This window comes from Frondihabitans australicus, from assembly GCF_003634555.1.
GTDB classification, from domain to species: domain Bacteria; phylum Actinomycetota; class Actinomycetes; order Actinomycetales; family Microbacteriaceae; genus Frondihabitans; species Frondihabitans australicus.
Genome location: NZ_RBKS01000001.1, coordinates 3,443,409 through 3,466,286 on the forward strand (window position 1 = coordinate 3,443,409; position 22,878 = coordinate 3,466,286).

Below are 22,878 nucleotides of genomic sequence, written 5' to 3' on the forward strand. Positions count from 1 at the left end.
CGAAGCCCATCGAAGCCCGCTGCCCGCGGGCAGCTGTGGTCATCAGTCGACGATCGTGATCGTCACCTCGACGTTGCCGCGGGTGGCGTTCGAGTACGGGCACACCGAGTGCGCGCCCTGGGCGAGCTCGTCGCGCTTCTCGGGCGCGACGTTCGGCGTGTAGACGTCGAGCTCGACGGCGAGGCCGTAGCCGCCCTCGCCGTTCGGGCCGATGCCGACGCTCGCCGAGACCGACGCGTCGGTCGTGTCGAGGCCCATCGACTTGCCGACGCCGTGGAGAGCGCTGAGGAAGCACGCGGAGTAGCCGGCCGCGAACAGCTGCTCGGGGTTCGTGCCCTCGCCTGATCCGCCCATCTCCTTCGGCGGACGCGTGTCGAAGTCGAGCCGGTCGTCTTCGCTGCGGACGTGGCCGTCGCGACCCCCGCCGGTGGCGTGGGCGATGGCGGTGTAGGCGATCTCAAGTGTCATGGGACCAGCCTGCCCGCCGGGTCTGAACGGTTCCTGGAGCGCAGGAGCCCGGCTCCCGCCGCCCGCCTGAACGCGTTCCGCCCGACGGACTCAGCCGAGCAGGTCGTGCCGCACGACGACCTCGTCGCGGCCCGGGCCGACGCCGATCACCGAGATGCGCGAACCCGACATCGCCTCGACGGCGAGGACGTAGTCCTGGGCGTTCTTCGGGAGGTCGTCGAAGGTGCGGGCGCCCGAGATGTCCTCCGACCAGCCGGGGAACTCCTCGTAGATCGGCACCGCGTGGTGGAAGTCGCTCTGCGACACCGGCATCTCGTCGAAGCGGACGCCGTCGACGTCGTAGGCGACGCAGACGGGGATCGTCTCGAGGCCGGTGAGTACGTCGAGCTTCGTGAGCACGAAGTCGGTCACGCCGTTGATGCGCGCCGAGTAGCGCGCGATCGGCGCGTCGTACCAGCCGCAGCGGCGCGGGCGGCCCGTGGTCGTGCCGAACTCGAAGCCGTTGGCGCGGAGGAACTCGCCCGAGGCGTCGAACAGCTCGGTCGGGAACGGGCCCGCGCCCACGCGGGTCGTGTACGCCTTGACGATCCCGATCACGCGCTCGATGCGCCCCGGGCCGATGCCGGAGCCGGTGGCCGCGCCGCCGGCCGTGGCCGACGACGACGTGACGAACGGGTAGGTGCCGTGGTCGACGTCGAGCATGGTCGCCTGACCTGCCTCGAATAGCACGTTCTTGCCGTCTTCGAGGGCCTCGTAGAGCTCCAGTGCGGTGTCCGCCATCATCGGGCGGAGCCGGTCGGCGTACGACAGCAGCGACTCGACGACCTCGTCGGCGCTGATGGCGCGGCGGTTGTAGATCTTCACCAGCAGGTGGTTCTTCTGGTCGAGGGCCGCCTCGACCTTCTGGCGCAGGATGTTCTCGTCGAAGATGTCCTGCACGCGGATTCCCACGCGGTTGATCTTGTCGGCGTAGGTCGGCCCGATGCCCCGGCCCGTCGTCCCGATCGAACGCGACCCGAGAAAGCGCTCCGTCACCTTGTCGAGAGTGCGGTGGTAGTGCGTGATGAGGTGCGCGTTGGCGCTGACCTTGAGCTTCGAGACGTCGACGCCGCGGGCGATGAGCGCGTCGAGCTCGTCGAACAGCACCTCGAGGTCGACGACGACGCCGTTGCCGATCACGGGCGTGACGCCCTCGGTGAGGATGCCCGACGGCAGCAGGTGCAGCGCGTACTTCTGGTTGCCGATCACCACGGTGTGGCCGGCGTTGTTGCCGCCGTTGAACTTCACGACGTAGTCGATGCGGCTGCCGAGCAGGTCGGTCGCCTTGCCTTTGCCCTCGTCGCCCCACTGGGCGCCGATGATGACGATTGCGGGCACGGAATCTCCTCGCGGTCGGGGACGCACCCGATGCCAGGTGCACCTAAGTCTACAGACGGCGACCGGGTGTGCTCGAAGAGGCCCGAGGGCGCAGGAGCAGCGTCAGCCCCGCACCGCCCGCCGCCGCCGCGCGACCAGCACCAGCACGACCCCCGTCAGCACCAGCGCGCCGCCGCCGAGGCCTGCGGGCCATGCCGCCTCCGACCCCGTGAAGGCGAGCTCGGGCGCCGCGCCGTTCTGCGCCGGAGCCACCGTCGCCGGCGGAGGCGTCGACCCCGGCGGCGTCGACCCGGGCGGCGTGGTCGTCGTCGGAGGAGCGGGCTGCACGAGCGGATCGATCGCGCCGGACGTCGTGCCGGTCGTGAACGTGATCGGCTGGTCGGTCGCCCCGTCGAGGATCGCGGTGTAGGTCTGCGACGGCAGGAGGTCGGCGGTCAGCTCGCCGGAATCGCCCGTCGTGGTCGTCACGGCGGGCGCATCGTCGCCGTCGCGAGTGATGACGATCGGCTCGTCGGCGGCGGGCTGCCCGTCCGCGCCGGCGACCGTGGTCGTCACGGTGATCGGCGGGATGTCGTAGTTCACGTTCAGCCCGGGCGTGTCGGCGTCGAGCGTGTCGAAGGCGAGGGGAGGTTGATCCTGCGCCCCCGGTGGTGTCTCGACCGAGACGTGGTAGCCGTCGGTGGAGACGAGTGCCGGGACGCTCCACGTGCCGTCGCCCGCCGACGTCGTGGTGGCGACGACCGCCCCGCTCGCGTCGGTGATCGTCACTGTCGCGCCGCCGTAGGGATCGCCGTTCACGGTGACCGTGCCGGAGGCCGCCTGGGTCTTTGTGACGAACCAGGTCTGGTAGACGGGGAAGCCCGAGCGCTGCGTGTACGTGATCGTCAACGACTTCAGCGCCACGTTCGGGCTGAACCAGCCCGAGGCGCCCTCGGTGTCGGTCGCGCCCGTGTTGCCGACGAGCGTGCCCGACGTCGTGCCCGGCTGCCAGGCTGGCACGTCGTGGAGATTCGCCGAGTCGCAGGATGGGCCGCCCGTCTGGTGGCAGTAGTTGAAGACGCTCTGGAATCCGAGACCACCCACCGGCACGGGCTGGCCGTTCACGTCGGTTGCGCTGATCGTGGCGGAGTCGGCGTCGATGTCGCCGAGCACGAACGACCAGCCGCTCGCCGGCGTGGGCGTCGCGAAGGTGTACGTGGTGACCGCCGGCGACGTGGGATTGTCGGCCTTCGGGCGCTGATTGAGGTACGGGCGGTTGCGGCTCGACCCGTAGACCGCGCCGACGGGAGTGCTGGGCGCGAGCCAGGTCGACGCGCCGCTCACGACGGTCGCCTGGCGCGACGTGCTCGTGAAGCTCGTGGCCGGGAAGCCGCCGGCGAGCGTAACAGTGCCGGAGTACGCGGTCGTCGTGCCGGACAGCGAGAACGTGCCGTACACGTTCTGCTGAGCGGCCTCGGCCGCGCCGCCCTGGGCGACGACGAGTGCTGCTGCGGCGACGACCCCGAGCGCGGCCGCGAGGCCCACCCGGGTGCGTCGTGTCGTGGTCGTGCGCATGTCGGCTCCTGATCCCCTGATTTCTCGAATCTAGTTCACAGGAGTCACATGCGTCACGGACTATTCGGCGACGACCTCGCCGAAGCGCGCGGGGAGCGTGCCGCGGTGGACAGCCCGGAGCTCGTCGATCGAGACGGTGAAGCGGTCCTGCACCTCGAGCGTGCCCGAGGCCCCGTCGGTGACGCCGATGCGCGCGACGGGGTAGCCGCGACCCTCGCAGAGCCCGCGGAACTTCACGTCGTCCTCGCGCGGCACCGACACGATCACGCGGCCGGTCGATTCGGAGAACAGGGCCGTGGCGGCGTCGACGCCGTCGCGCTCCATGACCTCGTCGAGCCAGACGCGGGCGCCGACGCCGAAGCGGAGAACCGCCTCGGCGAGGGCCTGGCCGAGGCCGCCGTCGCTGAGGTCGTGCGCTGCGCCGATGAGCGACTGCTCGCCTCCTGCGCTGATGAGGGCCGCGAGCTGGCGCTCGGCGTCGAGCGAGACCGCAGGAGGCAGACCGCCCAGGTGTCCGTGCACGGTGCCCGCCCAGGCGGAGCCGTCGAGCTCGACCGAGGTGGTGCCGAGCAGGTAGATGTTGTCGCCTTCGTCCTGCCAGCCGGAGGGGATCCGCTTGGCGACGTCGTCGATCACGCCGAGCACGCCGACGACGGGGGTCGGGTGGATCGGCTGGGTGCCGGTCTGGTTGTAGAACGACACGTTGCCGCCGGTGACCGGGATCTCCATCTCGAGACAGGCGTCCGACAGGGCCTCGACGGTCTGCGAGAACTGCCACATGACCTCGGGGTTCTCCGGCGAGCCGAAGTTGAGGCAGTCGGTGACGGCGACCGGGGTCGCGCCGGTGACGGCCACGTTGCGGTACGCCTCGGCGAGGGCCAGGCGTGCCCCCTGCGCCGGGTCGAGCTGGCAGTAGCGGCCGTTCGCGTCGGTCGCGATGGCGAAGCCGAGCCCCGACTCTTCGTCGACGCGGACCATGCCGCCGTCGTCGGGGAACGAGAGCGCCGTGTTGCCGAGCACGTAGGTGTCGTACTGGTTCGTGATCCACGACTTGTCGGCGAGGTTGGGGGAGCCCAGGATCGCCAGGAAGTCCGCGCGCAGAGCGTCACCGGTCTCCGGGCGCTCCAGCTGCGCGGCGCTGTCGGCCTGCAGCTCGTCGATCCAGGTCGGGTACGCCACCGGGCGCTCGTAGACCGGGCCGTCGACGGCCACGGTGCGCGGCTCGACGTTGACGATCTCCTCGCCGTGCCAGTGGATGATGAGCCGGCCGGTGTCGGTGACCTCGCCGAGCACGCTGGTCTCGACCTCCCACTTGCCGACGACGGCCATGAACGCGTCGAGCTTCTCGGGGCGCACGACGGCCATCATGCGCTCCTGCGACTCGCTCATGAGGATCTCCTCGGCGGTGAGCGAGGGATCGCGCAGCAGCACCTTGTCGAGCTCGATGAACATGCCGCCGTCGCCGTTCGAGGCCAGTTCGCTCGTCGCACACGAGATGCCGGCCGCACCGAGGTCTTGGATGCCCTCGACGAGCTCGTCGCGGAACAGCTCGAGGCAGCACTCGATGAGCACCTTCTCGGCGAACGGGTCGCCGACCTGCACGGCGGGCCGCTTGGTCGGGCCGCCCGACGAGAAGGTGTCGGAGGCCAGGATCGACGCGCCGCCGATGCCGTCGCCGCCGGTGCGCGCACCGAACAGCACCACCTTGTTGCCGGCGCCCTTCGCGTTGGCGAGGTGGAGGTCTTCGTGCCGCAGGACCCCGACGCTGGTGACGTTGACCAGCGGGTTGCCCTGGTACACCGGGTCGAAGATCGTCTCGCCGCCGATGTTCGGCAGGCCGAGGCAGTTGGCGTAGAAGCTGATGCCCGAGACGACGCCGTTGACGACGCGCTGGGTGTCGGGGGCGTCGATCGCGCCGAAGCGCAGCTGGTCCATGACCGCGACCGGGCGGGCGCCCATCGAGATGATGTCGCGGACGATGCCGCCGACGCCGGTCGCCGCGCCCTGGAACGGCTCGATGTAGCTGGGGTGGTTGTGGCTCTCGCCCTTGAAGGTCACGGCCCAGCCGTTGCCGATGTCGACGACGCCGGCGTTCTCGCCCATGCCGACCATGAGGTTCTTCTTCATCGACTCGGAGACCTTCTGGCCGAACTGGCGCAGGTAGATCTTCGAGGACTTGTACGAGCAGTGCTCGCTCCACATGACCGAGTACATCGCGAGCTCGCCCGAGGTGGGGCGGCGGCCCAGGATCTCGCGGATCTTCGCGTACTCGTCGTCCTTCAAGCCGAGCGCGCCATAGGGCTGCTCGCGGTCGGGCGTGGCTTCCGCGTTCGCGACGGTGTCGGGGACGTGGCCACCGGGGGCCTCGGTGAGCTGTGCGTCGGTCACTTGACCAGAGCCCTTTCGATGACGGAGGTGAAGAAGGTGAGGCCGTCGACGCCCGACGACATGGCCGCCGGGGTGTCGGGGCCGAAGCCGGGCTCGGTCGCGTGCTCGGGGTGCGGCATGAGGCCCACCACGTTGCCGCGCTCGTTCGAGACGCCGGCGATGTCGTCGAACGAGCCGTTCGGGTTGACGCCGATGTAGCGGAAGGCGACCTGCCCCTGGCCCTCGATGCGCTTGATCGTCTCGTCGTCGGCGATGAAGCGGCCGTCGGCGTTCTTGAGGGGGATCGTGATCTCCTGGCCCTCGGTGAAGCCGTTCGTCCAGTCGGTCGACGCGTTCTCGACGCGGAGGCGCTGGTCGCGGCGGATGAACTGCTGGTGCGCATTGCGCGTGTGAGCGCCCGGGATCAGGCGGGCCTCGGCGAGCATCTGGAAGCCGTTGCAGATGCCGAGGACGGGCATGCCCTTGTTCGCCGCGTCGACGACCTCGGTCATGATCGGGCTGAGGCTCGCGATCGCGCCGGCGCGCAGGTAGTCGCCGTAGCTGAAGCCACCGGGGAGGATGATCGCCTCGACGCCCTCGAGATCGTGGGCGCCGTGCCACAGGGCGACCGGCTCCCCTCCTGCCAGCCTCACAGCCCTCTGGGCGTCGCGGTCGTCGAGCGAGCCCGGGAAGGTGATGACGCCGATGCGCATCAGGCGCCGACCGAGTCGAGCACGCTGATGCTGACGACGTCTTCGATCACCGAGTTCGAGAACATGTCGTCGGCGAGCGTCTTGACCTCGGCGAGCACCTCGTCGGTGACCTCGTCGACGGTGACCTCGAAGCGCTTGCCGATGCGCACCTCCGAGGCGAAGGACTTGCCCATGCGGGCGAGAGCGAAGGTGACGGCCTTGCCCTGGGGGTCGAGCAGTTCTGCCTTCGGCATGACTTCGACGACGATCGTGGGCATGGGCTTCTCCGTAAGGGGCAGGGGAGCAAAGACCCGGCAAGTCTACAAGTCCGCGGGCGGCGCCGAGTTCGAGCATTGGCGGCTGGCGCCAAGAGTCCTACCAGCCCGCTCTTATGCCCGACCCGCAGAGTTATGTGTGTCGAAGCGGATGGGCCTTGTGATCGGGCCCGCTGAACGCCGAGACACCGCCCCGGGGCAATCTGATCCGCCCTGGTGGCCCGTAGAGGCCCGGCCGTTTCCCCCGACGACCGGGCCTCTCCTCTGTGCGCTGTGCCTGTGGCTCGGCCTTCGGCCGACGCGTCGGTTCTCGGCGAATGTCGGGACGTCGCGTCCCGAGCGTGACGGCTACCGGCCGAAGCTGCGCAGGTGCTCCTGCGTGAGGCGCTCCATCTCCTCGTCGCTCATCTCGTCGAGCACCTTGGCCTCCTTCTTGTCGGTCCGGCTCCAGCGGACGAACAGGAAGATCAGCACCGGGATGTCCGCCAGCTCGGCGATGAACCAGAGCAGGTCGCCCGACAGCTGCTGGTCGCGCAGCTGCGTCGGGTACCACGGCTGCACGACGGCGGCGATCGAGTGCCCGTGGTCGAGCACGTGGCCGGTGATGCGCAGGACGATGCCGGGGATCGCGTCGAGGATCAGCTCGACGAACGCGAGCATGAACTCGACCGTGATGTAGAAGCTCGTGTGGTGCAGCGAGCTGTCGAACACCGGCAGGATCATCAGCAGGCCGATGAGCGGCACCAGCAGCGTCACCAGGATCTGGCCCGTCTCGCTCGCCCGCCAGGGGAACGCCAGCGGCGTGATGAAGACGGTGAACAGCGCCAGGCCGAACAGCGGCGAGAAGATCGCGCTGCCGACGACCTTCATGAAGACAGAGCGGAAGAACCCCTCGAGCAGCTCGAGCCGCCGCCCCGTCAGGGCCTGCCGCGCGAGGTCGACGGGTCTGCCGAGCGCCATGAGCGCCGGCACCGCGAAGAGCAGCAGCGCGATCCTGGTGGTGAAAGCGAAGCGCAGGTCGTGGCTGTACGTGCCCAGGAACCCGAACTGGATCGCCGCGAACGATCCGAGGCCCAGGAGCACGAACGCGAGCGTCGGCAGGACCCTCCAGCGCCCGCCTCGCCGCACGACCGTGACGATGCCGACGATGTACAGGGCGAGCGCCACCGCGATCGCGGCGGCCGACACGGGGTCGAACCGGAACGTGAAGAGGATGACGGAGACGGGAGGCGTGATGGGTCCAATCGTTCGATGCCTGAACAAGTATGCGCTTCCCGCGAGGCTCTCTCAGTAATTGTGAATCATTCAGAAGAACGTGCTTGACTGGGGCGATGACGACCACCGAGGCGAGCGAGCGCGAGCAGGACGCCGCGCAGAGCCTGCGCGACGCCGGCCTGCGCGTCACCGCGCCGCGACTGGCCGCGATCGCTGCCCTCGGCGAGCACTCGCACGCCACGGCCGACGAGGTGTTCGAGCGCGTCGTCCGTGCGCTGCCCGGCACCTCGCTTCAGGCCACGTACGTCGTGCTGGCGGCGCTGACCGGCGCCGGCATCGTGCGTCGCATCGAGCCCGCCGGCAGCTCCGCCCGGTACGAGCTCCGCATCGGCGACAACCACCACCACGTCGTGTGCACTCTCTGCGGCGCCGTCGACGACGTCGACTGCGTGGTCGGCGAGGCGCCCTGCCTGACGCCGTCCGACGCCGCCGGATTCCTCGTGCAGACCGCCGAGGTGACCTTCTGGGGCCTGTGCCCCGCCTGCCGCGCCCTCGAGGCCGCGACCCAGTGACCACAACCCGTCCGATCCACCCACAAGGAGAGACAGTGACCGAAGAGAACATCACGACCACCGGAGCCGGTGCTCCCGTCGCCAGCGATCAGCACTCGCAGTCCGTGGGCGCCGACGGCGTCATCCCCCTGCACGACGCGTACCTCGTCGAGAAGCTCGCCCAGTTCAACCGCGAGAAGGTGCCCGAGCGCATCGTCCACGCGAAGGGCGGCGGCGCGTTCGGCACGCTGACCGTGACCGGCGACGTCTCGAAGTACACCCGCGCCTCGCTGTTCCAGCCCGGCGCCGTGACCGACATGCTCGCCCGCTTCTCGACGGTGGCCGGCGAGCAGGGCTCGCCCGACACCTGGCGCGACCCCCGCGGCTTCGCGCTGAAGTTCTACACCGACGAGGGCAACTACGACCTCGTGGGCAACAACACGCCCGTGTTCTTCATCCGCGACGGCATCAAGTTCCCCGACTTCATCCACTCGCAGAAGCGCCTCCCCGGCACGCACCTGCGCGACCACGACATGCAGTGGGACTTCTGGACCCTGCAGCCCGAGACCGCCCACCAGGTCACCTGGCTCATGGGCGACCGCGGCCTCCCGGCCTCCTGGCGGATGATGGACGGCTTCGGCTCGCACACGTACCAGTGGATCGCGGCCGACGGCTCGAAGTACTGGGTGAAGTACCACTTCAAGACCCAGCAGGGCAACGAGATCCTCACCCAGGCCGACGCCGACCGCATCGCCGGCGAGGACGCCGACTTCCACATCCGCGACCTCTCCGAGGCGATCGAGCGCGGCGACTTCCCGACGTGGAAGCTGTCGGTGCAGGTCATGCCGTACGACGACGCCGCGACCTACCGCTTCAACCCGTTCGACCTCACCAAGGTGTGGCCGCACAGCGACTACCCGCTGATCGAGGTCGGCACCATGGAGCTCAACCGCAACCCGGAGAACTACTTCGCGCAGATCGAGCAGGCGACGTTCGCCCCCTCGAACTTCGTGCCGGGCATCGCGGCCAGCCCCGACAAGATGCTGCTCGCCCGCATCTTCAGCTACGCCGACGCCCACCGCTACCGCGTGGGCACGAACCACGCACAGCTGCCGGTCAACATGCCGAAGAACCCGGTGCACTCGTACTCGAAGGACGGCGCTGCGCGCTACCACTTCGACTCGGCCTCGACGCCCGTCTACGCGCCCAACACCGTCGGCGGCCCCGCCGGGTCGGCGGAGGCGCACGGCGACGACTCGGGCTGGCAGTCCGACGGTGTCCTGGTCCGCTCGGCCGCCACGCTCCACCCCGAAGACGACGACTTCGGCCAGGCGGGCACGCTCGTCCGCGAGGTCATGGACGACGAGCAGCGCGACCGCCTGGTCGGCAACATCGTCGGCCACGTCTCGAAGGTGACCCGGCCCGACCTCCTCGAGCGCGTCTTCGAGTACTGGACCAACGTCGACGCCGATCTCGGCGCCCGCGTGCGTGCCGGGGTCACCCCGTCGGCTCCTGGCTCGAACGAGGACCCCGCGTCGGTCGGCATCCTGCAGTAGCAGCCCGCTCGCACGAACGGCCCCGCCCCGGTCTCCGGGCGCGGGGCCGTTCCGCGTCTGCTCGCGTGCGGAGAGCCGAGGCGCTAGACGATCTGCCCGTTGACGTGCAGCGCGCCCTCCGGCCAGGCGGCGATCGTGGTGTGCACGGGCTTCACGAGCCAGCCGCCCTGAGACGTCACCAGGGTCGCGCCGCCGTCGGCCGAGAAGTCGTTGTACGTGCCGGTCAGCTCCGGCAGCAGCTGCCAGCCGTGCCGCGCGTAGAACGGCACGGTCTGCTCGCCCGTCTCGAGCAGCCCGAAGGGCACCTGGAGGTCGCTCATCGCCCGGTCGACGAGGGCGAGAAGCTGGGCGCCGAGACCCGTCCCCTGCAGGATCGGCGACACGGCGACCATCCCCACGCTCGCCACGACGACCTCTGTCTCGCCCACCGTGACGAACTGCCGGCGGAGCCCCGCGTGAGCGACCACGACGTCGCCCGAGCGGGCGATGACACGCTTCTCGGGCTGCATTCCGGCCCAGCTCCTGGCGCCCTGATACCAGTGGGAGTACGTCGGGAACGCCCGCGAGAGCATCGCGGTGACGGCCTCGTGGTCGTCGAGGGCCATCCTGCCCTCGGCGACGGTGGTGAAGATCGGCTCGTGCGGGGCGGGGTCGGTCATGCCCTCACGCTAGCGGCAGCGCCCTGCCGTCGCCGCGGCCACGGGAGAGAACAGGCGAAGCGGCGGTCAGGCCGTGAGGGTCTTGCCGTAGCAGATGCTGTCGGCGTTGCCCTGGTAGTAGCCGAACCGCTCGATCGGCGTGTAGCCCTCGCGCTCGTAGAAGCGGCGGGCGTCGGGCTGGGCGGTGCCGGTCTCGAGCACGAGGCGGGTCCAGCCGCGCTCGAGGGCGTGCTTCTCGAGGCCGCGGAGGATCGCGACCGAGGCGCCCGAGCCGCGGTTGGGGGAGCGGACGAACATGCGCTTGATCTCGGCGTCGCCCACGAGGGCGTCGTCGCCGTGGAGCTCGCGGAGACCGCCGCACGCGATCGGCTTGCCGTCGAGCGTCGCGACGAGGAACACGGCGATGTCGGCCGCCGTCGGCTTCACGCCCGGCTCGGAGTCGTCGGTGCCGTAGCGGATGGCGATCTCGGCTCGCTGCTCGCAGCGGAGATGGGCGCCCTCGGGGTCCGTCCACGGGCGATCCTCGACGAGGATCTCCGTCGAAATAGCGGTAGTCACCGCTTCATTGTGCATCTTTCGTGGCCGGATCGTTAATCGATGCCCAGCCGCGTGTCAGGCTCGCGTCAGGCGATCGAGAAGCTCGGCGTATCGGGCCGACGTCTGCGCGACGATCTCGGGCGGCAGGACGGGCGGGGTGCCCTGCTTGTCCCAGTTCGCACTGAGCCAGTTGCGGACGATCTGCTTGTCGAAGCTGTCGGTGCGGTTGCCCGACGCGTAGACCGAGGCGTCCCAGTAGCGGCTGGAGTCGCTGGTGAGCACCTCGTCGCCCAGCGTGATCTCGCCCGTCTCGCGGTCGGCGCCGAACTCGAACTTCGTGTCGGCCAGGATCACGCCGCGCTCCTCGGCGATCGCCGAGGCCGTGCGGAAGATCTCCAGCGACAGATCGCGGATGCGCGCTGCCGTCTCGGCGCCGACGAGTTCGACGGTGCGCTCGAACGTGATGTTCTCGTCGTGGTCGCCGAAGTCCGCCTTGAACGCCGGCGTGTAGATGGGCTCGGGCAGGCGGTCGCCGGAGGTCAGGCCGGCGGGGAGCTCGATGCCGCAGACGGTGCCGTGCTCCTGGTACTCGAGCCAGCCCGAGCCGACGAGGTAGCCGCGCACGACCGCCTCGACGGGTAACATGTCGAGGGGCTTGACGAGCATCGAGCGGTCGGCGACCGACGGCGGGACGGGAGGCACTGCGCCTGCTCCTGGAGCCTGGGTCTCGATCTGCGAGGTCGAGAGCAGGTGGTTGGGCATCGAGGCGAGGCGGTCGAACCACCACAGGCTCAGGCGGGTGAGCAGCGCGCCCTTGTCGGTGATGCCGGGCTCGAGCACGAAGTCGAAGGCGCTGACGCGGTCGGTCGCCACGACCAGCACCGCCGGGGTGTCGTCGAGTCCGGAGGCCTCGGCCGGCACGTAGAGGTCGCGGACCTTGCCCGAGTAGACCGGCTTCCAGCCCTCGAGCGCAGGAGCCGCGGGCAGCGTCTGCGCGCTCATCGTGCGACCCGCTCGGCGATGTCGTGGCGGTACTGCGCGCCCTCGAGGTCGATCTTCGCGAGGGCCTCGTAGGCCCGGGAGCGCGCCTCGGCGAATCCGGCGCCCGTGGCGACGACGCTCAGGACCCGGCCGCCCGTGGCGACGAGGCCGTGCTCGCCGCGCGCGGTGGCGGCGTGCGCGATCGTGACGCCGGGCACCTGGACGGCCTCGTCGAGGCCGGTGAGGGGCCGGCCGGTGATCGGCGCCTCGGGGTAGCCCTCGCTGGCGAGGACCACCGTGACGGCGGCCTCGTCGGAGAACGTCGGCGCCGAGTGGGAGGCGAGCGAGCCGTTGGCCGCGGCCAGCAGGAGCCCCGAGAGGGGCGTCTCGAGACGCGGCAGGACCACCTGGGTCTCGGGGTCGCCGAAGCGGGCATTGAACTCGATCACGCGGATGCCCTGCTCGGTGAGGATGAGGCCGGCGTAGAGGAGGCCGATGAACGGCGTGCCCTCCTTCGCGAGCTGGCGCACGGTGGGCAGGGCGATGGTCTCGATGACCTCTTCGACGAAGTCCGACTCGCTGCCGAAGCGGTCGGCCAGCCAGGGCAGCGGCGAATAGGCGCCCATGCCGCCCGTGTTCGGGCCGGCGTCGCCGTCGAGGAGGCGCTTGAAGTCCTGGGCCGGGCTGAGCGGCACGACGGTGTGACCGTCGGAGACGAGGAAGAGCGAGACCTCCTGCCCGTCGAGGTACTCCTCGATGAGCACGGAGCCGTGCTGCAGCCAGTACGTGGCGTGCTCGATCGCGGCGGTGCGGTCGTCGGTCACGAGGACGCCCTTGCCGGCGGCCAGACCGTCGGCCTTCACCACGTAGGGAGCGCCGAACTGGTCGAGGGAGGCGGTCGCCTCGGCCAGCGTGCCGGTGCGCACGGCGCGGCCGGTGGGGACCCGCGCCTCGTCCATGATCCGCTTGGCGAACGTCTTCGAGCCCTCGAGTGCCGCGGCCTTCTTGCCCGGGCCGAACACGGGGATGCTGTGGGCGCGCAGGACGTCGGCGACGCCCGCGACGAGCGGGGCCTCCGGGCCGACCACGACCAGCTCGATGTCGTTCTCGAGCGCGTACTCGGTGACGACCCTCCCGTTGGTCGCGTCCAGCGACACCACCTCGACGTCGGCGGCCAGCCCCGCGTTGCCCGGGGCCGCGATGATGTGGTGGCCCACCGGCTCTCCCGCCGCGTCGCGTTCGCGCAGCAGGGCGGTGACGATGGCGTGCTCGCGAGCACCGGAACCGAGGACGAGGATTCGCACGGGGGATACCCTATCGAGAATGGCCAGGGCGAGAATCGACGCGCACGCGGGGGCCGCCGCCGTGCGGACGGTGCTCGACGCGGCGGATTCGGCCGGCGGCGAGGCCGCGCCGCGACCGACGATCGCCACGGCCGTGAGGTATCTGCTGCAGCTCCTGGGCGACCGGGAGCCCGGTGCCACGGTCGAGGTGCGCGTGCCCCCCTTCGGTGCCGTGCAGTTCATGGAGGGGCTCAGCCACACCCGCGGCACCCCGCCGAACGTGATCGAGACCGACGCCTCCACCTTCGTCGCCCTCGCGGCCGGCCGCCTGAGCTGGGCCGAGGCCCGCGATCAGGCCCTGGTGGCCGCCTCGGGCTCCCGTGCCGACATCAGCGCCTACCTTCCGATCGCCTGGGAGGCGTGACCGTCGAGGCGCTGGCACGCCCGATGCGGCAGGAGCCGGCACCACGGCCTGCGACAATGGTCCGGTGAGCAACGCACCCCAGTCGCCTGCCGAGAACGACACCGCCGCCCCCACCGGGCAGGCCGAGCCGCAGGTCGAGCGCGCCGTCGACCAGGTGCGGGTGCGCCGTGCTCCGAAGTACCCCGTCTTCATCTTCGGCGGCATCATCCTCGGCATCGTGGTGACGTTCGTCGCCGTCTCGGTGGCTCCGGGCCGCAACGACGACTCGACGCCGTTCCTCCAGGCCTTCGGCTACTTCGTGCTCTACGGCATCGCGATCGGCGCCGTCGTGGGCTCGCTCGTCGCGATCGTCATCGACGCGATCTCGAACCGGCGCGCTCGCCGCGTGGAGACCGAGCGGGTGACCGTCGACCCCGCGCCCGAGAGCGACGACCGCCCCGAGCTCGATCGGTAGCAGCGGCTCGACCGGCAGCGACGAGCTCGACCGGCAGCAGCGCTACTGCTGCACGCGCAGCCGGGCCAGCAGCTCGGGCCCGCGCGCCTCGAGCTCGCGCCCGCCGATCCTCACGCCGGCCGCGAGCAGGGACGCACCGAGGCCGAGACCGACGACGAGCGTGACCCAGCCGAGCGGCAGACTCTGCAGCGCGCCCGAGACGCTCGCCAGCACGATCTCGGGCAGCGAGAGGAGGGCCAGCAGCCCCCAGGTCGCGAACGTCGTGACGGCCGTGGTGAACCCCGCCCCGGTCTTCGCGGCGAACGGGCTGTCGCCGGGCGACGGGACCGGCAGGACGATCCGGGCCGACGAGACGCTCGACAGCCCGAACCCCGAGAGCAGGATCCCGAGCGACAGCCCGAGCACCCCCGGCAGCGCCTCCCAGGTGCCCATCAGGGCGACCGACCCGATCGTGATGCCGATGACGATCGGCACCGCGAACGAGGCGACGGCGATGACGCGCCCGGCCCGATCGGCCGTGCCGCGCACGCCCGCCGACACGTGCGCGGCGAAGGCCGTCGAGTCGTACGAGAGGTCGGCGAAGATCGTCAGCGACACGAGCACGGCGACGATCGGGCCGGACGCCGCGATCAGGCCCTCGAGGTGCGTGGTCCGGCTGTTGACGTAGAGCAGGATCGGGAAGATCGGGATGAGGATCAGCTGCCGGCTGTACCGCGGATCGCGCATCCAGTAGGTCAGCGAGCGCGCCGCGATCGCCCCGGTCGGTGTCGCCGGGAAGCGGCGGAAGAGCCCGATCGCCCCCGCCTGAACGGTCTTCGACGCCGGCTGCTGGGTCGTCACGAGCGCGATGGCCAGGCTCCTGCGCCAGATGAGGACCACTGCGGCGAGGGTGGCGAGCGCGATCGCGAGCTTGGCCAGGGCCGTCAGCGGGTGCCCGGTGGACACTTCGGCGGGCACCGACCACGCGGCGCCGAGCGGCGACCACGAGAGGCCCTTGGCGACGGCGGGCAGGGTGCGGCTGGCATTCGTCAGGCCGCGGCTCAGCACCGTGATGATCGGCCCGAGCAGAAGCAGCGGGATCAGGATCAGCACGCCGCCGATCTCCCGGTACCTCCGATGCGCGGCCAGCCCGGTGTTGAGCGACTCGACCATGCGCGACGCGCAGACGCAGGTGATCACGCCGAGCGTCGACGTGAACAGTGCGACGATCGCGGCGCCGGGGTGGTGCGCCCAGGAGATCGCGGTGGTGAGCCCGGCCAGCAGGGTCACGGCGCCCGGCACGCCGAGCATGCCGCACACCGCGAGGGCGACCAGCAGCCGGTCGGGTGCCAGCGGGAACACCTTGAGCCGCGCGACGCTCAGCGTCGAGTCGATGCCGCTCGTGAGGAGCGGAACGACCACCCAGCCGGCGATAGTCGCTGATCCTGCGAGCACCTCGATCGTGCGGATGAAGTGCGCCGAGGCCGAGTTGAGGATCACCATTCCGGCGGCGATGGCGAGCAGGATCCCGAAACCGTACACGGCGCCGACGATCACCGCGACGAGCTGCCAGGGGCTCCGCGCGATGGTGTTGCGCATCACCAGCAGGCGAAGCGTCAGAAGGTGCGCAACCACGACGGCCCCCGGCTGTGGTGTCGGCCGCCGACGAGGTCGACGAAGACGTCTTCCAGGTCTTGCCCTCGCCGGACGTCGTCGACCGTGCCCGCGGCCAGCACGCGACCGGCGGCGATGATCGCCACGTGGTCGCACATGCGCTGCACGAGGTCCATCGCGTGGCTCGACACGATCACCGTGCCGCCGTTCTCGACGTAGCCCTGGAGGATGTCGCGGATGTTCGCGGCCGAGACCGGGTCGACCGACTCGAACGGCTCGTCGAGCACCAGCAGCCGCGGGGCGTGCACGAGGGCGGTCGCGAGGGCGATCTTCTTCGTCATGCCGGCGGAGTAGTCGACGACGAGCTTGCCGGCCGCCTCCGTCATGTCCAGCAGCTCGAGCAGATCGCGGGTGCGCTGGGCCACCGTCTCGCGGTCCATGCCGTTGAGGAGTCCGTGGTACGTCACGAGCTGCTCGCCGCTCAGCCGGTCGAACAGCGCGATGCCGTCGCTCAGCACTCCCACGAGGGCCTTCGCGGCCGTCGGGTCCGACCACACGTCGACGCCGAGGATGCTCAGCCGGCCGGCATCGGGCCGCAGTAATCCCGTCGCCATCGAGAGAGTGGTCGTCTTGCCCGCGCCGTTGGGGCCCACGAGGCCGAAGAACGAGCCCGCGGGCACGTCGAGGTCGATTCCGTCGACGGCGATCTTGTCGCCGAAGCGCTTGTAGAGGCCGCGGATCGACAGCGCCGAGGGGCGGCCGAGGGGCGCAGGAGCCGGCAACCGCGTCGCGGGGTCGGGTGGCGGCGCATCGAGCATGGTCCGCTCAGCCTACGGAAAGGATCCCGGCGAGTCTTCCCCCGGAACGGGGTGCGCGTCAGCTGAGCTGCGTCGCCTCGACCCAGGAGAGGTACTCGGGGCTCACGTCGCCGGTCACGTAGTCGCCGGTGAAGCAGCTCATCTCGAGGTCGGTGACGCTCGACCCCTCGGTGATGGCCGAGCGCATGTCCTCGACCTCCTGGTAGATGAGGTGGTCGGCGCCGAGCACCTGCGCGATCTCGGGGATCTTGCGGTCGTGGGCGATGAGCTCCTGCCGCGTCGGCATGTTGATGCCGTAGACGTGGGGGAACCGGACGGGCGGGGCGGCGCTCGTGAAGGTGACCTTATTGGCTCCTGCTGCCCGAGCCATCTCGACGATCTCGCGCGAGGTCGTGCCGCGGACGATGGAGTCGTCGACGATGAGGATGTTCTTGCCCTTGAACTCGGTGCCCATCGCGTTGAGCTTCTGCCGCACCGAGCGCTTGCGCTCGGCCTGGCCGGGCATGATGAAGGTCCGGCCGACGTAGCGGTTCTTGTAGAAGCCCTCGCGGTACTCGATGCCGAGCTTCTGGGCGACCTGCGACGCGGCCGGGCGCGACGAGTCGGGGATCGGCATGACCACGTCGATGTCGCCGGTCGGGGCGTACTTCGCGATGGTGTCGGCGAGGCGGTTGCCCAGGCGCAGGCGGGCGTCGTAGACCGAGATGCCGTTCATCACCGAGTCGGGCCGGGCGAGGTAGACGTACTCGAACGAGCAGGGCACGAGGCGCGGAGCAGCGTGGCACTGCTTCGAGACCATCTCGCCGTCGAGGGCGATGAAGACGGCCTCGCCGGGCGCGATGTCGCGGACGATCTCGTAGCCGGCGGACTCGAGCACGAGGCTCTCGCTGGCGACGATCCACTCCATGCGACCCGAGCCGTTCTCGGCCGGGCGGCGGCCCATGATCAGCGGGCGGATGCCGAACGGGTCGCGGAAGGCGAGGAGCCCGTGCCCGGCGATCATCGCGATCGCGGCGTACGAGCCCTGCACGCGGTCGTGCACGCGGGTCACCGCGGCGAAGACCTGCTCGGGGTCGAGCTCGTGGCCGTTCACCTGCTCTTGCAGCTCGTGCGCGAGCACGTTGACGAGCAGCTCGGTGTCGCTGTTCGTGTTGAGGTGGCGGCGGTCGATGTGGAACAGCTCGCTGGTGAGCTCGCGGGTGTTCGTGAGGTTGCCGTTGTGGATGAGCGTGATGCCGTAGGGCGCGTTCACGTAGAACGGCTGGGCCTCCTGCTCGTTCGAAGCCGCGCCCTTGGTCGCGTAGCGCACATGGCCGAGGCCCATGTTGCCCAGGAGCGCCCTCATGTCGCGCGTGCGGAACGCCTCGCGGACCTGCCCGCGCGTCTTGTGCGAGTGGAAGATGCTGCCCTCGGCGGTGGCGATGCCGGTCGAGTCCTGACCCCGGTGCTGAAGAAGGAGAAGTGCGTCGTAGACGAGTTGATTGGCTGGCTCGTGCGCGACGAGACCGACGATGCCGCACATGCGCGGGGGGCTCCAGACCGTAGAGTTGGGCTTACCCACACAGTCTGCCATGCCTGCGATCGGATCAAGAATTGAGCTCCACCCCCTCGAACTCCTCCAGTTCCTACGCCGCGGCCGGCGTCGACACGGCGGCCGGCGACCTGGCCGTCGAGCTGATGAAGTCGGCCGTGTCGGCCACCCACACCTCGAACGTCCTCGGCGGGGTCGGTGGGTTCGCGGGGCTCTACGACGTCTCCTTCCTCACGAAGTACGAGCGGCCGCTGCTGGCCACCTCCACCGACGGCGTGGGCACGAAGGTCGCGATCGCGCAGGCCCTCGACAAGCACGACACCATCGGCCAAGACCTCGTCGGCATGGTCGTCGACGACATCGTCGTGGTCGGCGCGCGCCCCCTCTTCATGACCGACTACATCGCCTGCGGCAAGGTCGTCCCGACCCGCATCGCCGACATCGTCAAGGGCATCGCGCTCGCCTGCGCCAAGACCGGCACCGCCCTCGTCGGCGGCGAGACCGCCGAGCACCCGGGCCTTCTCGGGCCCGACGACTACGACGTCGCGGGTGCCGCGACCGGCGTCGTCGAGGCGTCCGCGCAGCTCGGTCCGCAGCTCGTCGGCGACGGCGACGTCGTGCTCGCCCTCGAGTCGTCGGGGCTGCACTCCAACGGCTTCTCGCTCGTCCGCCACATCCTGCGCTCGGCCGACCTCGACTACACCGACGTGAACGCCGACCTCGGCCCCCGCTCGCTCGGCGAGGCGCTCCTCGAGCCCACGCGCCTCTACACGTCGCCCCTGCTCCGCGTCCTCGAGAACCCCGAGGTCGCAGGAGCCGTCCACTCGCTCAGCCACGTCACCGGCGGCGGCATCGCGGCGAACCTCGCCCGGGTGCTCCCCGTCGGCTCGTGGGTCGAGGTCGACCGGTCGACGTGGTCGCCTCTGCCGGTCTTCCGCGTGCTGAGCGACATCGCGGGGTCGACGCTCGAATCGAGCGAGGGCACCTGGAACCTCGGCATCGGGATGATCGCTGTCGTGGCGGCGGCCTCGGCTCCTGCGATCTCGGCGCAGCTGTCGGGCGAGGGGATCCGCACCTGGCAGGTCGGCACGGTGTCGACGTCCACGCGCGACCTCACCGGCTTCGAGCAGGGTGCGAAGGGCGTCGACGGCGGCGCCGTGCGCCTCGTCGGCTCCTACGCCGGCTGACCTCCTCCGCCGGCTGACCTCCTCCGCCGGCTGAGCCTCCTCCGCCGAGTGGCAGAAATCTGTTGGTGCTAGTGGCCTCGCATCAGCAGTTCGTTGACACTCGATGCGTGGGGTGAGGCAGGAGCCACCCGTGTACCCCGGGGAACAGATCTGTCCACGTTAGGCGGGACAAAACGGGCACGTGCGGCTTATGATTCGAGGGCCCCTCAACGAGGAGGAGCCCCGGCCCCGAAGCCGGCCCACCCGGAAGCCCGCCCATGTCGATCACGCGCACGATCACCGTCCGCGACCACGAGGTCACCGTCCGCACCGTCGAGGTGCCCGACGAGGCTCCTGCTCGCGAGCCCTTCACCGCCATCACCGGCGGCCGACGCACCGCCGCCTGGACCGCCGCCGTCGCGCTCTTCGTCGCGGCCGTGGCGCTCATGCCGACGGTCGTCGCGGCGTTCCGCTAGTCGGGCGCCGGCCGGAACGACGAAGGCCGCCCGTAGGCGGCCTGCGGCGTGACGATGCGACTGCGCGCTAAGCAGTTTTGTGCGTCGGCTGGTCTTCGTCGGAGTACTGGTCGGCGTACGTGTCTACGTACTCGTCCTCGTCGTCGTCCGCCCACTTGTCGACGTACTGGTCGCCGTCGGTGTGAGGAGTCGACAGCTCTCGTTCGAGCGCACCGTAATTCGTCTCGGGGCTGAAGTACTTCAGCTCGCGAGCGACCTTCGTGTGCTTGGCTTTTTGACGGCCGCGCCCCATGCGAGACCCCCTCGTGATTCTGGCCCGGGTTGCTGTTGAGGGGCACGTGCTTGCAACGTGCGCGCCGACCCGGGAACGACCGACAGGTAAATGGTGCAAAACTAACGGCAACCTTAGCATGTGCCACCGCGCGCGGCTTCAGTCGACGCCCGTCGGCGACGTCCAGAATGGGGGCCATGGTTCACGACGAGACGGCCCCTCCCGTCAGCGAGAGAACGCGCGTCGTGATCATCGGCGCGGGGCAGGCCGGGCTCTCGGTGGCCTATTTCCTCCAGCGCCTGGGCCTTAAGCAGGGCGACGACTTCGTGCTGCTCGACCGGGGGCCGTCGACGGGCGGCGCCTGGCAGTTCCGGTGGCGCTCGCTCCGCCTCGGGACGGCCCACCGTGTCAACGATCTGCCAGGAATGTCAGAGTTGGGTCTCAGCTTCGACACGGCCGACAAGACGGCTCCGGCCAAGGATGTCGTCGGCGACTACTACGACCGCTACGAGCGACACTTCGGGCTCCGGGTGCGGCGCCCCGTCGACGTCAGAGGGCTGCACGACCTCGGGCGCGACCTCGCCGTCCGCTATCTCGACGCCCGCGGCGAGTCGCACGAGATCGTCACCCAGGTCGTCGTCAATGCGACGGGCACGTGGGGCTCGCCGTTCCGCCCCTGGTATCCGGGGCGCGACGACTTCGAGGGCAGGCAGATCACCACCGCCGAGTACACCGACGCCGCGGACTTCGAGGGGCAGGACGTCGTCGTGGTCGGCGGGGGCACGAGCGCGGTGGGGTTCCTGCTCGAACTCGAGAAGGTCGCGAAGCACACCGTCTGGGTCACCCGGCGGCCGGTCGACTGGGTCGACCAGACCGAACTGGGTGTCGAGATGCGGGTCTCGGCGGTCGACGAGCAGGACGCCGCCGCCAGGGAGGGGCGCGCCCTGCCGAGCATCGTCAGCGGCACGGGCATCCCGATCAGCCGACGTCACCGGGCGGGCATCGACCGCGGCGTCCTCGTCGACCGCCCCGTCTTCACCTCGATCGAGAAGACCGGGGTGCGCTTCGCCGACGGATCCTTCGAGCACGCCGACGCGATCATCTGGGCCACCGGATTCCGAGCCGAGCTCCGCCACCTCGCCGGACTCAAACTGCGCACCGCGCAGGGCGGCCTCGTGGTCGAACGCGGCGCGTCGAAGTCCGACGACCGCCTGTTCTTCGCCGGCTACGGACCACAGGCGTCGACGATCGGCGCCAACCGGGCGGGTCGCATCATCGCGCGCCAGGTGCTCCTCACGCTCTCCACCCGCTGACCCTCTCCACCCGCTGACGTCCGGCGCCGCCTGGCAAAGGTTGGCAACGACGTTGCCAGTCTGGAATGACTCACTAATATTCCAGTCGAGCGCCTCCCATCGGGGTGGGGCGCAGGATCGGAGAAAGTCATGCACATCCGCCGTACCTCCGCTGCGATCGTCGTCTCGGCCGCCGCCCTGGCCCTCGTCGTGCCGGGTGCCGCGCAGGCAGCGTCGCCGCAATCGGCCGTCGCCCGGCCGGCCGCCGCGACCACGGCCGCGACGCCCTTCACCGCCAGAATCGCCTCCGTGCAGCACTCCACGGGCCGCATCGTCGTGGTCGGAACCGGTCGGCCGGGCGCCGTCGTCTCCGTATCGGGCGCGACGCTCAACGCGGGCGCAACGGTCGCCGTGAAGGCCGACGGGTCCTGGCGCGCCGTCGTCACGGCGCCGCACGGCGAGCACAGCATCACGGTGTCGCAGGGCGCAGCAGGCCGCTCGATCACGCTGACGGCGATCGTCGACATCCGGCTGCCGATGACGATGCAGGCGATCGCTCTGCCCTGGGATCGTGAGGTCGTCGTCGCGGGTGACGACGCCGAGCCGGGTGCGACCGTGGTCGTCTCCGTCGACGGCGTCGTCGTGGCGCGCACGAAGGCGAAGGCCGACGGTTCGTGGTTCACGGTCGCCGAGGGGCTCGCTTTCGGCACGCACCGGGTGAGCGTCGTGCAGAGGTTCGACGGCACGCAGAACGGCGGTGCCGAGACCACCGTCGACCTCGATGGCTCGCCCACCCTCGACACACCCGTGGTCGACGTCCGTTCACAGACGATCTCGCTCTCCGGCACCGCACCCGAGGGCACCACGATCGAGCTGCGCGACCCGTCGGGCGTTCCCATCGAGACCCTCGCCGGCGAGACCGAGATCCCCGTCGACGACTACGCGTGGCACACGACGATCCGCATCCCCGGCGGCGACTACCGCCAGTACGGCATCACGGCGGTCACGAGGTTCGACGGCGCCGACGCGGGGTCCGCGAGGAACTCCGCCCTCATCCCGATCACGCTTCGCGCCGAGGTGACGAAGTACACCGCCAAGAAGGTCGTCATCACCGGCAGGGGAGAGCCGGGCGCGGTGGTCTCGTTCACCGACGCGAACGGCGCCGTCGTCCGCGACGCCGACGGGGCGGCGGTGATCGCGCAGGTCGAGCGCGGCGACTTCACGCGCACCCTCGACCCGCGGTTGGTCTCCGGGCGCACGCTCGCGCTGACGCAGACGCTGAATGGGAAGTTCGTCGGCGAAGCGACCGTCACCTTCTGACGGGCGGAACGGGGTGAC

The 22,878-nt window shown here is 70.3% G+C and carries 23 protein-coding genes; 8 read left to right on the forward strand and 15 right to left on the reverse strand.

All coding sequences use genetic code 11. The features are described 5' to 3' along the window. Positions 1-42: 42 nt before the first annotated feature. The 7 genes from C8E83_RS16460 to C8E83_RS16490 all read right to left on the reverse strand — a co-directional run bounded on the left by C8E83_RS16460 (position 43) and on the right by C8E83_RS16490 (position 7,996). Positions 43-468, reverse strand: coding sequence for an organic hydroperoxide resistance protein (locus C8E83_RS16460; protein WP_121371161.1), 426 nt, complete (start codon positions 466-468; stop codon positions 43-45). A gap of 90 nt (positions 469-558) precedes the next feature. Next, on the reverse strand, positions 559-1,845 hold the full coding sequence (locus C8E83_RS16465; RefSeq protein WP_121371163.1) for an adenylosuccinate synthase: 1,287 nt from the start codon (positions 1,843-1,845) through the stop codon (positions 559-561). Positions 1,846-1,947: 102 nt separating this feature from the next. Next, a complete protein-coding gene (locus C8E83_RS19630) occupies positions 1,948-3,399 on the reverse strand; it encodes a carboxypeptidase-like regulatory domain-containing protein (RefSeq protein ID WP_170159977.1) in 1,452 nt (483 codons plus the stop codon). Positions 3,400-3,459: 60 nt separating this feature from the next. Then, positions 3,460-5,787 carry a phosphoribosylformylglycinamidine synthase subunit PurL gene (gene purL / locus C8E83_RS16475; RefSeq protein WP_121371165.1) on the reverse strand — a complete coding sequence of 776 codons (2,328 nt, stop codon included), beginning with the start codon at positions 5,785-5,787 and terminating at the stop codon, positions 3,460-3,462. Further along, complete coding sequence (purQ, locus tag C8E83_RS16480) at positions 5,784-6,479, reverse strand: phosphoribosylformylglycinamidine synthase subunit PurQ (RefSeq protein ID WP_121371167.1); 696 nt, start codon at positions 6,477-6,479, stop codon at positions 5,784-5,786. The genes purL and purQ overlap by 4 nt, the downstream gene beginning before the upstream one ends. After that, positions 6,479-6,736, reverse strand: a complete 258-nt coding sequence (purS, locus tag C8E83_RS16485; RefSeq protein ID WP_121371169.1) for a phosphoribosylformylglycinamidine synthase subunit PurS — start codon at positions 6,734-6,736, stop codon at positions 6,479-6,481. The genes purQ and purS overlap by 1 nt, the downstream gene beginning before the upstream one ends. 345 nt (positions 6,737-7,081) lie before the next feature. Continuing rightward, positions 7,082-7,996 (reverse strand): cytochrome c oxidase assembly protein, encoded by a 915-nt coding sequence (locus C8E83_RS16490; protein ID WP_245981761.1) that lies wholly within the window; start codon positions 7,994-7,996, stop codon positions 7,082-7,084. Between the two features lie 68 nt (positions 7,997-8,064). Between C8E83_RS16490 and C8E83_RS16495 the strand changes: the two genes are divergently transcribed. Then, positions 8,065-8,520 carry a Fur family transcriptional regulator gene (locus C8E83_RS16495; protein ID WP_121371171.1) on the forward strand — a complete coding sequence of 152 codons (456 nt, stop codon included), beginning with the start codon at positions 8,065-8,067 and terminating at the stop codon, positions 8,518-8,520. A gap of 35 nt (positions 8,521-8,555) precedes the next feature. Next, entirely contained in the window at positions 8,556-10,055 is a 1,500-nt protein-coding gene (locus C8E83_RS16500; protein WP_121371173.1) for a catalase, read from the forward strand. 83 nt (positions 10,056-10,138) lie between these two features. Here the strand turns inward: C8E83_RS16500 and C8E83_RS16505 are convergent, their stop codons facing one another. The 4 genes from C8E83_RS16505 to purD all read right to left on the reverse strand — a co-directional run bounded on the left by C8E83_RS16505 (position 10,139) and on the right by purD (position 13,536). Then, positions 10,139-10,714 carry a GNAT family N-acetyltransferase gene (locus C8E83_RS16505; RefSeq protein ID WP_121371175.1) on the reverse strand — a complete coding sequence of 192 codons (576 nt, stop codon included), beginning with the start codon at positions 10,712-10,714 and terminating at the stop codon, positions 10,139-10,141. A gap of 66 nt (positions 10,715-10,780) precedes the next feature. Then, entirely contained in the window at positions 10,781-11,272 is a 492-nt protein-coding gene (locus C8E83_RS16510) for a GNAT family N-acetyltransferase (protein ID WP_245981762.1), read from the reverse strand. Positions 11,273-11,326: 54 nt separating this feature from the next. Further along, positions 11,327-12,253: a phosphoribosylaminoimidazolesuccinocarboxamide synthase gene (locus C8E83_RS16515; protein ID WP_121371179.1), complete on the reverse strand. Its 927-nt coding sequence runs from the start codon at positions 12,251-12,253 to the stop codon at positions 11,327-11,329. Then, on the reverse strand, positions 12,250-13,536 hold the full coding sequence (purD, locus tag C8E83_RS16520) for a phosphoribosylamine--glycine ligase (protein ID WP_121371180.1): 1,287 nt from the start codon (positions 13,534-13,536) through the stop codon (positions 12,250-12,252). Before purD ends, C8E83_RS16515 begins: the two co-directional genes overlap by 4 nt. 19 nt (positions 13,537-13,555) lie before the next feature. Here purD and C8E83_RS16525 point away from each other — a divergent pair, with 19 nt between their 5' ends. Together C8E83_RS16525 and C8E83_RS16530 are read left to right on the forward strand one after the other, a co-directional pair. After that, entirely contained in the window at positions 13,556-13,939 is a 384-nt protein-coding gene (locus C8E83_RS16525) for a sterol carrier family protein (protein WP_121371182.1), read from the forward strand. Between the two features lie 64 nt (positions 13,940-14,003). Beyond that, positions 14,004-14,393, forward strand: coding sequence for a hypothetical protein (locus C8E83_RS16530; protein WP_121371184.1), 390 nt, complete (start codon positions 14,004-14,006; stop codon positions 14,391-14,393). Positions 14,394-14,435: 42 nt separating this feature from the next. On the opposite strand, the gene C8E83_RS16535 is transcribed toward C8E83_RS16530, so the two are convergent. Genes C8E83_RS16535 through purF form a run of 3 tightly spaced genes read right to left on the reverse strand, consistent with a single transcriptional unit; the run spans position 14,436 to position 18,326 of the window. Then, the gene (locus tag C8E83_RS16535; RefSeq protein ID WP_245981764.1) at positions 14,436-15,971 is read right to left on the reverse strand and encodes a transporter; all 1,536 of its coding nucleotides are present in this window, start codon (positions 15,969-15,971) and stop codon (positions 14,436-14,438) included. Between the two features lie 17 nt (positions 15,972-15,988). After that, positions 15,989-16,804 (reverse strand): ABC transporter ATP-binding protein, encoded by an 816-nt coding sequence (locus C8E83_RS16540; protein WP_121371188.1) that lies wholly within the window; start codon positions 16,802-16,804, stop codon positions 15,989-15,991. A gap of 58 nt (positions 16,805-16,862) precedes the next feature. Next, the gene (gene purF, locus C8E83_RS16545) at positions 16,863-18,326 is read right to left on the reverse strand and encodes an amidophosphoribosyltransferase (RefSeq protein ID WP_121371190.1); all 1,464 of its coding nucleotides are present in this window, start codon (positions 18,324-18,326) and stop codon (positions 16,863-16,865) included. A 71-nt stretch (positions 18,327-18,397) separates the two neighbouring features. On the opposite strand from purF, the gene purM reads away from it, so the two are divergent. Together purM and C8E83_RS16555 are read left to right on the forward strand one after the other, a co-directional pair. Beyond that, the gene (gene purM / locus C8E83_RS16550; protein ID WP_121371191.1) at positions 18,398-19,522 is read left to right on the forward strand and encodes a phosphoribosylformylglycinamidine cyclo-ligase; all 1,125 of its coding nucleotides are present in this window, start codon (positions 18,398-18,400) and stop codon (positions 19,520-19,522) included. Positions 19,523-19,779: 257 nt separating this feature from the next. Further along, a complete protein-coding gene (locus C8E83_RS16555; protein WP_121371193.1) occupies positions 19,780-19,977 on the forward strand; it encodes a hypothetical protein in 198 nt (65 codons plus the stop codon). Between the two features lie 67 nt (positions 19,978-20,044). Here the strand turns inward: C8E83_RS16555 and C8E83_RS16560 are convergent, their stop codons facing one another. Then, positions 20,045-20,269 carry a DUF3073 domain-containing protein gene (locus C8E83_RS16560; protein WP_121371195.1) on the reverse strand — a complete coding sequence of 75 codons (225 nt, stop codon included), beginning with the start codon at positions 20,267-20,269 and terminating at the stop codon, positions 20,045-20,047. A gap of 176 nt (positions 20,270-20,445) precedes the next feature. Here C8E83_RS16560 and C8E83_RS16565 point away from each other — a divergent pair, with 176 nt between their 5' ends. Both C8E83_RS16565 and C8E83_RS16570 read left to right on the forward strand, forming a co-directional pair. Further along, entirely contained in the window at positions 20,446-21,561 is a 1,116-nt protein-coding gene (locus C8E83_RS16565; RefSeq protein WP_121371197.1) for an NAD(P)-binding domain-containing protein, read from the forward strand. Positions 21,562-21,690: 129 nt separating this feature from the next. Next, the gene (locus C8E83_RS16570; protein ID WP_121371199.1) at positions 21,691-22,860 is read left to right on the forward strand and encodes an Ig-like domain-containing protein; all 1,170 of its coding nucleotides are present in this window, start codon (positions 21,691-21,693) and stop codon (positions 22,858-22,860) included. The last annotated feature ends 18 nt before the right edge of the window (positions 22,861-22,878 follow it).